Genomic DNA, 15,056 nt, shown 5'->3' on the forward strand with positions numbered 1-15,056 from the left:
CGGGCATGGCGTTGCGTGATGCTGCGGCTGGAATACAAGCCGCCAGCGCCGGGTAACAGCGGTTGGCGCACGCACCGTGCAAATACGTGCGCCAACCAGTTCCGGTTACATCACATGCGTGGTGATGGCTTCATGGGGCAGCGCTTGGTGGATATTGAGCAGCACGACATCGTTCGACATCGCAACCGGTGCCTGCACGACACCGTTGCCCTGGTCGCCGTCCACGCGCAAGACGAGTGACGCATCATCGTGTACCGGCTGCACGGCAAACAGCTCGGTCTCGCCGCCATGCAGCACATCGGCGACGGAAAGAGCGTTGATCGCGACGGGTGCTTCCACGATAAGGACAAACGATTCGCTGCTGCCATTTGCCGTCGACGCCGTAAGATGGTGCACGCCATCGCCCAGTTCCATGGGAAATGTCCATTCGCCCTTGTTGGTGGCCCGCGCAACGCCAAGGACCTGGTCGCCATCGGCGATGGTCACGACGCTGCCCGCCGGCGCATAGCCCACCAATGTCGGATGCGTATCGTGCACCACGCCACCGCTGGCGAAGTCGCCTTGCGAAGCCGCGGCATTGTCATGCGCATGATCGATCACCGGCGCCGAAGTGGGGGTATCGATGGTGATCGCATACGGTGCGCTCCGGCCACCTTGGGCATCGGTGACCGTGAACGGGTGCGCGCCGGGCTCGAGCGGTTGCTCCGGCGTAAACCTCCACTGGCCGAACTCGTTGGCGACTGCCGTGCCGAGCACATGCGTACCGTCGGCGACAATCACCATACTGTTGGCGGCTGCCGAGCCCTGCAACGTCGGGGTGGTGTCGTCGGTATGAGCGCCATTTTGCAGCGCCCCCTGGTAGACGCCCACGTTATCCATCGCCACATCGATGCTCAGCACCGGCGTGGTGATGGGCGGAATAACCGCGCTATCGATGGTGACAGTAAACGGGGTGCTGGTTGCACCATCCGCTCCGGCCGCGATGAGGTTGTGCAGGCCGTCGCCCAGCGCAGTGTCTGGCGTGAAATTCCAGTTGCCATCCGAATAGACGCGCGTGCTGCCAAGTACATGGTCGCCGTCATAGATGGTCACGATACTGTTGGGCACGCCGGTGCCGAACAGGGTCGGATGCGTCGCATCGGTCGTGCCACCTTGATGGACAGTGCCCTGCTGCACACCTTCGTAGTCGTACAGGCTGTTGATCACCGGGGCATGGTCGCTCGCCGGGGCGGCCACGATGGTTACCGTGAATTCGGCACTGGGCGCACTATGCTCGGTCGTCGCAATGAAATGATGCGCACCCTCGCTCAAGGGCGTGTCCGGCATGAATTTCCATTGCCCGTTTCGATCGGCTAACGCCGTGCCAATGGGATGATTGCGATCGCCGTCGTAGATCGTCACCAGGCTGTTGGGCACCGCCTTACCTTGCAACAGCGGCTGTGGGTCGCTGATCGTCGTGCTGTCGTTCCATAGGCCGGCCGCGGCGTGATCCGCATCGGAAACATGCAGGAATTCCGGCGGCGTGGTGATGTCGATCGGCGGCTTGGTATCGACGTGAAGCGAGAAACTGTCGCCCAAGTCGCCGTTTTCGGACCGCGCTATGAGCGTGTGATAGCCATCGCTCAAAAGCCACCTCGACGTCATCTCCCACGAACCATCGTCATTGACATATGCCGTGCCGATCGGGCGGCCGCCATCGAGAATCGTCACGGTCGTGCCGGGCTCCCCGGTACCGTGCAGAGTGGGCCGGTTGTCGTCGGTCGTGCCGTTCTGTGCGACGTCACCTTGCGATGGACCGACATGGTCATACGCGCCGGTGATGGCGGGAAGCTCCTGCTGCGTAACGATCCCGATGAAGAATTCGTTGCCTGCCGTGCCGTTCTCGGACTGCACCATGAGGAAGTGGTAGCCGTCGCGCAGCGGCTGCTTCGGCGTCATCTCCCACGAGCCGTCGTCATTGACATGTGCCGTGCCGATCGCGCGGCCGCCATCGAGGATGGTGACGGTCGTGCCGGGCGCACCGGTGCCACGCAAGGTGGGCCGGCTGTCGTCGGTCGTGCCGTTCGATGCGATCTCGCCTTGCGATGGACCGACATGGTCATACGCGCCGGTGATGGCGGGCGGCGCCTGCTGCGTGTCGATCACGATCGTGAACGTCGCATCGGGCGCGCCATTTTCGGATGAAGCATGCAAGACATGCGTACCATCGGATAAAGCGTCCAAAAGCGCGTAGGACCAGTGGCCGTCGGGACCGACCGGCACGGTCGCCAGGAACTTGGCGCCGTCATAGATCACGACCGTCCCATTCGGGGTGTAGCTGCCTTCCAGGGTAGGCCGTGTATCGTCGGTGGTGGCGCCATTGGCAAGGTAACCCTGCGAGCTACCCACGTCGTCATAGACGCCCGTGATCACCACCGATGCCGGTGGCGCGGCAGCCACGATATCGATCACGAAGGCGGCACTGGGCTCGCTGCTCGCCGTGGCCGCGATGAATTGATGCGTGCCCTCGCTCAAGGGCGTGCCCGGCATGAATTTCCATTGCCCGTCTTGACCGGCTTGCGCCGTGCCGATGGGATGGTTGCGATCGCCGTCGTAGATCGTCACCAGGCTGTTGGGTACTGCCGTACCTTGCAACAGCGGTCGTGGGTCGTTGATCGTCGTGCTGTCGTTCCACAGGCCGGCCGCTGCGTGATCCGCATCGGAAACATGCAGGATTTCCGGCGGCGTATCGATGGCAATCGGTGGCAGGGTAGCGATCTGGATGAAGAATTCGTTGCCTGCCGTGCCGTTCTCGGCGTGCACCGTGAGGGAATGATTGCCGTCGCGTAGCGGCTGCTTCGGTGTCATCTCCCACGAGCCGTCGTCATTGACATGGGCCATGCCGATCAGGAGGTAGTTATCGAGAATGGTCACGGTCGTGCCGGGCACACCGGTGCCGCGCAAGGTGGGCTGGTTGTCGTCGGTCGTGCCGTTCGATGCGATCTCGCCTTGCGATGGACCGACATGGTCGTATGCGCCGGTGATGGCGGGCGGCGCAGGTGGCGCGGGCGGCGCCTGCGTAACGATCTGGATGAAGAAATCGTTGCCCACCGTGCCGATCTCGGACTGCACCCTAAGGGAATGGGCGCCGTCGCTCAGCGATTGATTCGGCGTCATCTCCCATGAACCGTCATCATTGACATGGGCCGTGCCGATCGGGAGGTAGTTATCGAGAATGGTCACGGTCGTGCCGGGCACGCCGGTGCCGTGCAAGGTGGGCCGGTTGTCGTCGGTCGTGCCGAACGGTGCGATCTCGCCTTGCGATGGACCGACATGGTCATACGCGCCGGTGACGGCGGGCGGTGCGGGCGGCGCGGGTGGCTGCGTAACGATCCCGATGAAGAATTCGTTGCCTGCCGTGCCGTTCTCGGCGTGTACCGTGAGAGAGTGATTGCCGTCGCGTAGCGGCTGCTTCGGCGTCATCTCCCACGAGCCGTCGTCATTGACATGGGCCGTGCCGATCAGGAGGTAGTTATCGAGAATGGTCACGGTCGTGCCGGGCGCGCCGGTGCCGTGCAAGGTGGGCTGGTTGTCGTCGGTCGTGCCGTTCGATGCGATCTCGCCTTGCGATGGACCGACATGGTCATAGGCGCCGGTGATGGCGGGCGACGCGGGCGGCGCCTGCGTAACGATCCCGATGAAGAAAGCGTTGCCCATCGTGCCGCTCTCGGACTGCACCGTGAGGAAGTGGTTACCGTCGCTCAGCGGCTGCTTCGGCGTCATCTCCCACGAGCCGTCATCATTGACATGTGCCGTGCCGATCGGGATGTAGTTATCGAGAATGGTCACGGTCGTGCCGGGCGCGCCGGTACCGTGCAAGGTGGGCTGGTTGTCGTCGGTCTTGCCGTTCGATGCGATATCGCCTTGCGATGGACCGACATGGTCATACGCGCCGGTGATGGCGGGCGGCGCGGGCGGCGCCTGCGTAACGATCCCGATGAAGAAAGCGTTGCCCATCGTGCCGCTCTCGGACTGCACCGTGAGGAAGTGGTTACCGTCGCTCAGCGGCTGCTTCGGCGTCATCTCCCATGAGCCGTCGTCATTGACATGTGCCGTGCCGATCGGGAGGTAGTTATCGAGAATGGTCACGGTCGTGCCGGGCGCGCCGGTACCGTGCAAGGTGGGCTGGTTGTCGTCGGTCTTGCCGTTCGATGCGATATCGCCTTGCGATGGACCGACATGGTCGTATGCGCCGGTGATGGCGGGGGGCGCGGGCGGCGCCTGCGTAACGATCCCGATGAAGAAAGTGTTGCCCATCGTGCCGCTCTCGGCCTGCACCCCAAGGGAATGGTAGCCGTCGCTCAGCGGCTGCTTCGGTGTCATCTCCCACGAGCCGTCGTCATTGACATGTGCCGTACCGATCGCGCGGCCGCCATCGAGGATGGTCACGGTCGTGCCGGGCACGCCGGTACCGTGCAAGGTGGGCTGGTTGTCGTCGGTCGTACCGGCCAATGCGATCTCGCCTTGCGATGGACCGACATGGTCATAGGCGCCGGTGATGGCGGGCGGCGCGGGCGGCTCAGGCGGCTGCTGCGTAACGATCCCGATGAAGAACTCGTTGCCTGCCATGCCGTTCTCGGCCAGCACGGTGAGGGAGTGGTTGCCGTCGCGTAGCGGCTGCTCCGGCGTCATCTCCCACGAGCCGTCGTCATTGACATGTGCCGTGCCGATCAGGAGGTAGTTATCGAGAATGGTCACGGTCGTACCAGGCGCGCCGGTACCGTGCAAGGTGGGCTGGTTGTCGTCAGTCTTGCCGTTCGATGCGATCTCGCCTTGCGATGGACCGACATGGTCATAGGCGCCGGTGATGGCGGGCGGCGCGGGCGGCGCCTGCGTAACGATCCCGATGAAGAAATCGTTGCCCACCGTGCCGATCTCGGACTGCACCGAGAAGAAGTGGTTGCCGTCGCTCAGCGGCTGCTCCGGCGTCATCTCCCACGAACCGTCGTCATTGACATGTGCCGTGCCGATCGGGTAGCCGCCATCGCGGATGGTCACGGTCGTGCCGGGCACGCCGGTGCCGCGCAAGGTGGGCTGGTTGTCGTCGGTCGTGCCGAACGATGCAATCTCGCCTTGCGATGGACCGACATGGTCATACGCGCCGGTGATGGCGGGCGGCGCCTCGATCACGATCGTGAACGTCGCATCGTGCGCGCCATCTTCGGATGAAGCATGCAAGACATGCGTACCCACGGACAGCGCCTGCGAAAGCGGAAGCGTGTAGGACCAGCGTCCGTCGGGGCCGACCGGCGCGGTTCCCAGCAAACTGGCGCCGTCATAGATCTTGACCGTTCCATACGGGACGTAGCTGCCTTCCAGGGTCGGCCGTGTATCGTCGGTGGTGTCGCCATTGGCAAGGTAACCCTGCGAGTAACCCTCACCGTCATAGACGCCCGTGATCTCCACCGATGCCGGTGGCGCGGCAGCGATATCGATCACGAAGGCGGCGCTGGGCTCGCTGCTCGCCGTGGCCGCGATGAATTGATGCGTGCCCTGGGTAAGATCGGTTACCGGCATGAAGTGCCAGGTGCCCCAATCACTGGCCCTTACCGTGCCGATCGGATGGTTCAGGTCCCCGTCGTAGATCGTTACGAAGCTTAAAGGGGCCGCCGTGCCAGAGAGGGTCGGGCGCGCGGTTTCGCTGGTACCGCCCTCGTTCAAGAGCTCGCCCTCACTGCCGTAGATACCGTCGATGGTGGGCGTCGGATTGACCTTGGGTGCCACCACCGTCACCTCGAACGGCTCACTGGCACGGCCAGTCGAATCGACCGCGACAAGATGATGCGTCCCCGGGGGCAAATCGACCGACACATGCCAGCCGGCGTATCGATTGGCGTTTACGGTAGTGAGCACCTGGCCATCGCTGTAGATCGTCACCAGGCCATTGGCGACGGCCTCGCCACGCAGCGTGGGATGAGTGTCGTCGATAGTCGAGCCACTGTAATGGTCGCCCTGTATATCGCCGACCAGGTCCTGCACCAGGGAGATGGCCGGCGACGGCAAGTACACCGTCATCGAAAAACCCTCACCGGCAGGCTCGCCGGCAGCGGCGGCCGTAAGCACATGCGAACCGTTGGCCAGCGACTTTTCTGTGGGAAGCGTGCAGTACCAGTTGCCTTGATCATTGCTATACGCACTGGTCAGCAACACACCGTTGTCATAGATACGGACCAGGCTGTTCGGCGTGGCCAGGCCTTCCATCTGCGGCGTTACGGTGTAGATGGTCCCGCCGTTCTCGATGCGGTCATAACTGCTGAATACATCCGTGATGATGGCCGGCGAAACGGCCTTCCCTGACGTCATCCTGTTGTCGATCACTGCTTATCCTTCGTTTGTCTTGGTTCTTGGTAGGCCGAGGCCTGTCTACTGCTTGCTTGCTTCGTTTTCCCCTGAACTGCTTAGCCAATCGAGCAACTTGCCCGCGCCCGCATAAGCGCTGATGACGGCTTCGTAACCGTCAAAGCGGCTGCTGACCTCGCCTATCTGATCGTTGTAGTGATCGGTTTCGGAGATGAGCACGTCGAGCAGGCTGCGCTTGCCCAGCTGGTACCACTGCTCGAACATCGCCTTGCGCACCTGCAAGGTTTCATTGACCAGGTCGCCATAGTCGTCGGCGCGCTTGAAAGCATCGCGTGCATTCAACACCGCATCGCGCAGCTGGTACTCGTAGTTGCGCTCCAGCGACGCGGCTTGTTGATGGCTGCCCTCGGCGCGCGCAAACGCGGCGCGGCGCGACGACGAATTGGCGCCGCCGCTGAAGAGCGGCCAGCTCACCTGCAACACGGTTTGCCACGGTCGCTGCAATCCCTGCGCATCCCGGAAGGCGCTCTTGCTGACCAGCCAGTCGACGCGCGGCTTGAACGAAGCACCGAGCGAACCGGCGTGAAGGTCGGCCGCGGCAGCGGTCGCCTTGGCCTGCAGTACGGCGGGATGATCGCGATAATCGCCGGCCAGGGATTTGAGGCCTTCATCGCTGATCGGCCAGCGGCCGCCGTCGGGTATCTCCGCATGCTGGCCGTTGAGCAGAATGCGCAGCTTGAGTTCGTCGTTGCGCATTTGTGTGGCGCTGGTATCGCGTACCGTCATGGCCGACAGCAACTGCGCCTTGGCCTGCACCCATTCGCTGCGGCGCCCCTGGTCGGCCCTGGCGATCTGCGCCAGCATGTTCACCAGCGTGCGCATGCGTGCGACGTAGGCATCGCCCAGCGCCGTCATCGTGCGGTGGCGGCCGAGTTCCAGCAGCGTCGTGCAGACGTCCAGGGCGTTGCTTTCCAGCGCCGCGCGATAGCCCAGGCCGGCGGCCTGCGCGAGTTGCCGGCTGCTTTGCACGTTCTTGCGCCCGCTGCCCCAGTCGAACACGGTGGTTTGCATGTTGAGCGATACGGAGTCGTACCGGTTCGTATCGTTCGGCGACAAGGACGGGCCTCCAAACGTCTTGGCGCGGGTCTGTGCGCCCAGCGAGACCTGCGGCAGGCGCTGCCCGCGCGCGGTGCCGACGTCGTCGCCGGCCGCTTCGGCCTGCGCACGCGCCTGCAACACATCGGGACTGGCCGCCGCCGCCAGCGTGGCCATGTCGTAAAACATTTTGCGCAGTTGCGCCGCCGTGAGCGCCGCATCACGCCGATGCAGCGACTCGTCTTCGGGCGCATCGTTCAGCCATTGCGCAAACACGGAAGCGGCCACGGTAGGCGAGGCGCCGGTGACGGGTCCGTGCGGCGCCGGCGCCGCGCCCTCCTCGTCCACCGTGGCCGCCGCCGCCACCGATGCGCGTGGCGGCGGCGCGGTGCCGTCGTTCGCCGCGGCGATGCCCGTGCATGCCAGCGATATCGCCAGCATCCACAGGCCGTTCCATCGCCTGCCCGACGCGGCAGGCCAGCATGTACTTGGGTGCATGTTCATCGTTCCCGGAATGCTTCGCGGGCCTTGAAAACCGGCTTGAGGATGTAATCCTGGATGGTCTTTTCGCTGGTGCGGATATCGATCGTCGCGGTCATGCCGGGAATGATCGGCAACGCCTTGCCGCCAGCGTGCAACGTGCGCTGGTCCGATTGCACCAGCACGCGATAGAAGCGTTCCTCGTTGGGCTTGCGCTCGTCTTCCAGGGTATCGGCGCTGACCACTTTCACCACGCCCTTCAGCGCGCCGTAAATGCCATAGTCATAGGCGGAAAGCTTGATCGTCGCCGGTTGGCCGGGGTGCACGAAGCCGACTTCCGACGGCTTGATCTTGCCCTCGACCCACAACGGCTCGTCGACCGGCGATACCTGCAAAATGGTTTCGCCCGGCTTGATCACGCCACCGAGGGTAGTGATGCGGATATTGGTGACCACGCCATCCAGTGGCGCGACCACGTCGGTACGCTCCAGCGCGTCCGCGTGGCCGACGAGGTTTTCGCTGGTCTGCGCCAGTTCGAGCTGCGCCTGCGCCAGTTGCGAATTGGCCTCGGCCTTGAAGCGGTTGCGTTGCTCGACGATCTGCGCCTGCAAGCTGTTGGCGTCGCGCCGCATGCGCAGGATTTCCACTTCCGATACCAGCCCCTTGTGCATCAGCGGCTCGGATAGCGCCAACTCCTTCGCGGAAAGGTCGTAGCTGCGCTGCAGCGATGCCACCGCCTGATCCAGCGCATGGCGGCGCGCGCGATAAGCGTCGGTCTCCTCTTTCACCACCTTGGCGTCCTTACGGACCTCCTCGGGGAAAACCAGCGGCGTGTCATAGGCTTCGGCCTTCAGGCGGGCAACCGTGCCTTTCAAGCCGATCACCTTGGACAGCACTTCGCGATAGCCGACCTGCGCGCGCGTCGGATCGATCTTCAGCAACAGCTGGCCTTTGGATACCTGCTCGCCCTCGTGCACCCGCATATCCGCCAGGATGCCGCCATCCAGGCTCTGGATATCCTGCTCGCGGCTCTGCGAAACCACCTTGCCCTCGGCGCGGGTCACTTCCTCGACCCGCGCGAAGTGCGCCCACGTCATGCCAATGACCAGCACCACGGCGATCACGCACAACGTGATTCGCGTCGCGGGCAGGGATTGGGCGAGCAGCGCTTCATGGAGGTCGTTGACGTATTTCGCATCGCCGGCCTGCAACGCCTGTTGGTTCTTGCGCTTGCCGCGCAGCCACGGCGCGATCATGACGACACCTTGGCAGCACGCGGCGCGGTCTCGGCGGCACGTGCCGCCGCCAGGTTCGCCAGTACCGTGTCCTTGGGACCGTCGGCCACCAGCTTGCCCTCGTCCACCACCAGCACGCGATCGACCAGGCTCAACACCGACGGACGATGCGTCACGAGCAACAATGTCTGCCCTTGCGTGGCGCGCGCGAGATGTTCGATAAAGCGCGCCTCGGTCTGGCTATCCATGGCGCTGGTGGGTTCGTCGAGCAGCAGCACTTTGGGCTGTGCCAGCAGGGCCCGCGCCAGCGCCACCAGTTGCCGTTGGCCACCGGACAAGCCTTCGCCGGTTTCGCCGATCGGCAGGTTCACGCCCAGCGGATGACGCGCCGCCATGCCCTCCAGGCCGGTAAGGCGCAGCACGTGCAGGAATTCCTCGGCGCTGGCCTGCGGCCGCGCCAACATGATGTTCTGTCGCAAGGTGCCGTAGAAAAGGCGCGAATGCTGGCCGACGTAACCCACCGCCGCACGCCAGTCGGCAAGATCGAGCTGCGAAGCGTTGAGCCCATCGGCAAGCAATTCGCCCTGGGTCGGCTGGTAAAGGCGCGCCACGATGCGCAGCAGCGTCGACTTGCCGCTGCCGACCTTGCCGACGATGCCGATGCGCTCGCCGGCGGCGAACGACAGATTTATCCCGCTGAGCATGGGCGGCGGCGGCGGCTGTCCCTGCGGCACCGGATAGGAAAAGCCCAGGTTGCGCAGTTGCATCCGGCCGGTGATGACATGATCGGAAAGATATTCCTGGCTGGCATCGCGCTCGGTCGGCGTCGCCATCAGCTGGTCGATCGACTTCAGCGCGACCTTCGCCTGCTGGTAGCGCACGGCCAGGCCGATCACCTGGTTCAACGGCGCGATCGCCCGGCTGCCCAGCATCACCGTGGCAATCAGCGCGCCCTGGGTCAGCGTATGCGCTTCGATCAGGTAGACGCCGATCACGATCAGGATGACCGTCTGCAACTGCTGGAAGAAAGTGATGAAATTGGTCGCCAAGCCGGAAAGATGGCGCGACTTCATCGACGTGGCGGCCGACAGTGCGCTGAAATGGTCCCAGCGCCGCTGCATGAAGCCTTCGCCGCCGGCCGCCTTGAGTGTCTCGATGCCTTCGATCGATTCGATCAACACGCCCTGCTTCAACGACGATTCGCGCAAGTTCTCGTTCATGACGCGCGACAGCGGCCATTGCACGATGGTGCTGACGATGATGACCAGCGGGATCATCGCCAGCGGCACGAAGCCCAGCGGGCCACCCACGGCAAAAATCACCGCCACGAACAACAGCACGAACGGCAGGTCGGCAATCGCCGACAACGTGGCCGAGGTCACGAAGTCACGCACCGAATCGAACTCGCGCAACTGGTTGGCGAACGTGCCGGGCGAGCTGGGCTTGTATTCCATGCGCACCGACATCGCCTGGCGGAACACCATGCTGCCCATCACCAGGTCGGCCTTCTTGCCGGCCATGTCCAGCACGTAGCTGCGCACGAAACGCGATACGCCTTCAAAAACCATGGCGATAGCCACGCCGATGGCAAGCGACCACATGGTGACCAGCGCGTAATTCGGCACCACGCGGTCGTACACGTTCATGGTGAAGAAAATGCTGGCCAGCGACAGCACATTGACCAGCACGCTGGCGAGCGCGGCCTGGCCGTAGTACGAGCGATAGCGCCACAGCGTGGCGAACAGCCAGTGGCCCTTGGCGGCAGGCGGCAAGGTGCCAGTGCGCGCATCGGGTTGCGTATCCGGCTTGGGCTTGGCCAGGATCGCAACGCCCGCGTACATCGCGTCCATCTCTTCCTGGCCGACTTCCACGGCCGTATCGCCAACCTCCGGCATGATGACGCGATAGCGCAATTCTTTTTCCACGCGCTGGCAACCCAGCAGCACGCAGCCGCCGCGATCCCTGCGCAGCAAAACCACCGGCAACAGATGTGGCGAGATGGTGGCCGCCTTGCGCTTGACCAGGGCCGCGGACATGCCGGCCTGATCCAACACCGATAGCGCCAGCGAAGGCTCCAGCGGCCCCACCAAAGGCAGGTTCGCCTTGTAGGCATGAACCGATTTCTGCTTGCCGTAATGCGAACAGAGCAGCATCAGGCTATGCAGCAACGTATCGTCCACCGAGGTGCCTTGGCGCGTATCGGGTAACGATGATGAAAGGTCCGCGAGGCTGCTAGAACTCACGCTTGCACGCTCCATAAAAAGCCATTGATGTTTTTCGCGGCACAGTCATGCTGCTGACAAGCAGCGACATTTCGTCGGAGCGTGCCGGTGCAACCCTTAGCTCATGAAGCCGTGACGGATTTGAATATGGGTGCGTCGGAAAAACGGTGGCATTTATGGTCGCGAGTAAGTCATGCCTGTTCCATAGAACTATTCTTAAATATGTAGCACTCCGTTTCCTTGGAGCGGAGACGCCGAGTGAGGCCTGCCGCTTACGCGACTTCATCAAAACAAACTTAGTTAACGTAGATATTTTTGCGGGGCGCAAAAAGCAGATGCATCGGTTATTGCAAGTGAACTGTTGAACAGCTGAGACGAGTAACGATCAAGCAAGCGCGTGCAATGTGGGCTTCTCTTTCCTCAGGAATATGGATAGATGAAATAGGGCGCGCTCAGGGCATGGCCTCGCCCCGGCAAAAGAAGGGAGCAGCTCCACACTCCGCGCACCGATTCGCCTAGCCCAAAAGTCATGCCCACAAAACCGTCGTGGCCTACTATCGTCGGGAACTCACTCCATAGAAGGCGATCGTCATGCTGCGATTTCGAAAGCTCCTCACCTTATCGATGCTCGGCAGTGCCGTGGCCCTGGGCGTGGCCACGATCGCAATGGGTGCCGGACAAGGCGCCGCGCCCGGCACGGATATCGGCATCGACCTGAAAGGTATCGACCACACCATCCAGCCCGGCAACGACTTTTTCGGCTACAGCAACGGCGATTGGCTGAAGACGGCGCAGATCCCGGCCGATCGCTCCAGCACCGGTACGTTCCTGCAGGTCTACGAACTGGCCGAAAAGCGTACCGCCGAACTGATTCGCAATGCCGCCACGCATCCCGCGGCGGCCGGTTCCAATGAGCGCAAGATCGCCGACTACTACGCCGCCTTCATGAACGAGGCCAGCATCGAGAAGCAGGGCCTCGCCCCGCTGAAACCGCAGCTGGATCGCATCGATGCGATCAAGACGCGCAACGACCTGGCCAGCGTGCTTGGCAGCGAGCAACGCGCCGACGTCGATCCGATCAATGCCACCAACTTCCATACCGAACACGTGTTCGGCCTGTTCGTCACCCAGGGCCTGGAAGACCCCTCGCATCCGATGGCTTACCTGCTGCAAGGCGGCATCGCGATGCCCAGCCGCGACTACTACCTGTCGCAGGATGCGCAAATGGCGGCGTTTCGCGGCAAGTACCTCACCTATGTGACGTCGCTGCTGCGATTGGCCGGCACGCCCGATGCCGAGACGCAGGCCAAGGCCATCATCGGCCTGGAAACCAGGATCGCCCAGGCGCAGGAATCGCTGGTGGACAGCCAGGATGTGCACAAGGCCAATAACGTCTGGAACGTCGGCGACTTCGCGCAGAAGGCGCCCGGCCTGGACTGGAACGCCTATTTCAAGGCTGCCGGCCTGGCCGGACAGAAGCAGATCGACGTCTGGCAACCTTCGGCCACCACCGGCATCGCCGCCCTGGTGGCGAGCGAACCGCTGGAAACCTGGAAGGCGCTGTTGCGCTACCACGCGCTGGACGAGGCCGCGCCACTGCTGCCCAAAGCCTATGCCGACCTCAACTTCGATTTCTACGGCACCACCTTGCAGGGTACGCCCAAGCAGCAGGAGCGCTGGAAGCGCGCCGTCGCCGCTACCAATACCGACCTGGGCGATGCCGTCGGCCAGATCTATGTGGCGCATTATTTCCCGGCGGCGTCCAAGGCGAAGGTGCAGGCGCTGGTGAAGAATATCCTGGCCGCCTTCGACGACCGCGTCGATACCTTGTCGTGGATGACCCCGGCCACCCGCGCCAAGGCCAAGGAAAAAATCGCCACGCTGCGCGTTGGCGTCGGCTATCCGGAATCCTGGCGCAACTATCGCGCGCTGGACATTCGCGCGGACGATCCGCTCGACAACCACGAGCGCGCGGTAGCGCTCGAATACCGGCATCAACTCGCCAAACTGAACCAGCCGGTGGATCGCGGCGAATGGTGGATGACGCCGCAGACCGTCAACGCGGTGAACCTGCCATTGCAGAATGCGCTTAATTTCCCGGCCGCGATCCTGCAACCGCCATTCTTCGATCCAAACGCCGATGCGGCCGCCAACTACGGCGCCATCGGCGCCATCATCGGCCACGAGATCAGCCATAGCTTCGACAACACCGGCGCCGATTTCGATGCGCAGGGCAAGCTGGAAAACTGGTGGACGCCGCAGGATGCCGCGCACTTCCAGGCCGCCACGCAGAAGCTGGTCAAGCAGTTCAACCAGTATGAAGCCCTGCCCGGCTTGCATGTGGACGGCCAGCAGACGCTAGGCGAAAACATTGCCGACGTATCTGGACTCACCGTCGCGTATGCCGCTTATCACAAGTCGCTGGGCGGCAAACCTGCACCGGTGATCGACGGCCTCACGGGCGACCAGCGCTTCTTCCTGGCGTTCGGGCAGGCATGGCGTTCGAAGATCCGCGACGCCGCGCTGCGCCAGCGCCTGGCTACCGACGTGCATGCACCGGCCAATTTCCGGGCGGAAACTGTGCGCAATATCGATGGCTGGTATGACGCATTCGATGTAAAGCCGGGCCAGAAGCTTTATCTGTCGCCGGATCAGCGGGTAAAGATCTGGTAAGTATTGCCTTGCTTCCCTTTTGTTCCCTCTCCCGTTCGGGGAGAGGGATGGAGTAAGAGCACACCTTGCCAACAACCATGGTGGCGCGCCGTCGTTGCCATCAGCGACAAGCGCCACTCTCCTTTCCGAATCTTTTCTTGAAAACGAAGAACGCAGCCGGCGTTTGTCACGCCATGCCATCCATGTATGGCAGTTATCGCCGCGACTGCCGGACTTAGCGTCGACGAACGAAGCTTCGCATCACCAGTCCGGGGACAGTCTTGAATACCATGGGTCGTTCGCAGCCTTCGTCGGCAGCGATGAATACGAAGCGGTCGCCATCGAGGATGTAGCTGGCCGGCAGTTGCTTGCCGGCATCCGCGCCGATCGCGTCCACCCAGGTGATGGCCTTGGGCGTAACGGAGGCATCAAGCGCGAAGGTGCCTTCCAGTAGCAACTCTCCAGTTACGCTGTGCACGGCGAAGTGCTGGCCGCGAATGGTCGTGATGGCGCCGGGTGCGCCGTGTTCGTCGGGAGGGTTGTTGAGGCCATCGGCTTCGTGGGCGATTTGTTCCCATCGGCCTTGCAGGTTGGCCAAGTCCTGGCGTGATGGGTTGCAGGTGCTGTCAGGCATTAGCTTGATGGTCCATGGATATGTTTCTTGCTCTATCCCTTTGGGGGAGAGGATCGAGGTGAGGGGCAATCTGGCCTTGCCGCATATCGGAGCGGTGCTTTGAATGACTCTTCGGGCGAGGTTGGCCCCTCACCCTGCCCCCCATGACTGGCGTAACGGCGGGATTGGACCGCGCGCGAATTTCCCGGAAACATTCGTGTTCTTCGCCGCAACCGTACTTGCCGGCCATGTGCTGCAACGGCGTCCGCGATGACGGTGCTTGGCGCCCGGCTTTTCTGGGCGCGGTTGATCTACGTGCCGGCGTACGCGCTGGGCATCGCCTATGTGCGGACGCTGGTCTGGGCAGTGAGCATCGTCGGTATCGTACTGCTGCTGGTTCCGCTGTTCTGAGGCAACCAC

At 63.1% G+C, this 15,056-nt stretch carries 7 protein-coding genes; 2 read left to right on the forward strand and 5 right to left on the reverse strand.

The window, feature by feature from the left end:
* Positions 1-105: 105 nt before the first annotated feature.
* Genes ISP15_RS14070 through ISP15_RS14085 form a run of 4 tightly spaced genes read right to left on the reverse strand, consistent with a single transcriptional unit; the run spans position 106 to position 11,392 of the window.
* Complete coding sequence (locus ISP15_RS14070; RefSeq protein ID WP_404548244.1) at positions 106-6,357, reverse strand: Ig-like domain-containing protein; 6,252 nt, start codon at positions 6,355-6,357, stop codon at positions 106-108.
* A gap of 45 nt (positions 6,358-6,402) precedes the next feature.
* Positions 6,403-7,932, reverse strand: a complete 1,530-nt coding sequence (locus tag ISP15_RS14075) for a TolC family protein (RefSeq protein ID WP_404548245.1) — start codon at positions 7,930-7,932, stop codon at positions 6,403-6,405.
* A 2-nt stretch (positions 7,933-7,934) separates the two neighbouring features.
* The gene (locus tag ISP15_RS14080) at positions 7,935-9,170 is read right to left on the reverse strand and encodes an HlyD family type I secretion periplasmic adaptor subunit (RefSeq protein WP_404548246.1); all 1,236 of its coding nucleotides are present in this window, start codon (positions 9,168-9,170) and stop codon (positions 7,935-7,937) included.
* On the reverse strand, positions 9,167-11,392 hold the full coding sequence (locus ISP15_RS14085; protein WP_404548247.1) for a type I secretion system permease/ATPase: 2,226 nt from the start codon (positions 11,390-11,392) through the stop codon (positions 9,167-9,169). Before ISP15_RS14085 ends, ISP15_RS14080 begins: the two co-directional genes overlap by 4 nt.
* A gap of 570 nt (positions 11,393-11,962) precedes the next feature.
* On the opposite strand from ISP15_RS14085, the gene ISP15_RS14090 reads away from it, so the two are divergent.
* The gene (locus ISP15_RS14090; protein WP_404548248.1) at positions 11,963-14,044 is read left to right on the forward strand and encodes a M13 family metallopeptidase; all 2,082 of its coding nucleotides are present in this window, start codon (positions 11,963-11,965) and stop codon (positions 14,042-14,044) included.
* Between the two features lie 214 nt (positions 14,045-14,258).
* Here ISP15_RS14090 and ISP15_RS14095 read toward each other — a convergent pair whose 3' ends face one another.
* Complete coding sequence (locus ISP15_RS14095; protein ID WP_404548249.1) at positions 14,259-14,657, reverse strand: TIGR03067 domain-containing protein; 399 nt, start codon at positions 14,655-14,657, stop codon at positions 14,259-14,261.
* A 249-nt stretch (positions 14,658-14,906) separates the two neighbouring features.
* Here ISP15_RS14095 and ISP15_RS14100 point away from each other — a divergent pair, with 249 nt between their 5' ends.
* Positions 14,907-15,047 carry an MAPEG family protein gene (locus ISP15_RS14100; protein WP_404548250.1) on the forward strand — a complete coding sequence of 47 codons (141 nt, stop codon included), beginning with the start codon at positions 14,907-14,909 and terminating at the stop codon, positions 15,045-15,047.
* Positions 15,048-15,056: the final 9 nt, after the last annotated feature.

It is taken from the genome of Dyella jejuensis (assembly GCF_044904675.1).
In the GTDB taxonomy this organism is placed as follows: domain Bacteria; phylum Pseudomonadota; class Gammaproteobacteria; order Xanthomonadales; family Rhodanobacteraceae; genus Dyella_B; species Dyella_B jejuensis.

Coding starts and splice junctions, on each gene's coding strand:
- ISP15_RS14075 (WP_404548245.1), bottom strand. CDS start 7,932: ATGCACCCAAGTACATGCTGGCCTGCCGCGTCGGGCAGGCGATGGAAC.
- ISP15_RS14080 (WP_404548246.1), bottom strand. CDS start 9,170: ATGATCGCGCCGTGGCTGCGCGGCAAGCGCAAGAACCAACAGGCGTTG.
- ISP15_RS14090 (WP_404548248.1), top strand. CDS start 11,963: ATGCTGCGATTTCGAAAGCTCCTCACCTTATCGATGCTCGGCAGTGCC.
- ISP15_RS14095 (WP_404548249.1), bottom strand. CDS start 14,657: ATGCCTGACAGCACCTGCAACCCATCACGCCAGGACTTGGCCAACCTG.
- ISP15_RS14100 (WP_404548250.1), top strand. CDS start 14,907: ATGACGGTGCTTGGCGCCCGGCTTTTCTGGGCGCGGTTGATCTACGTG.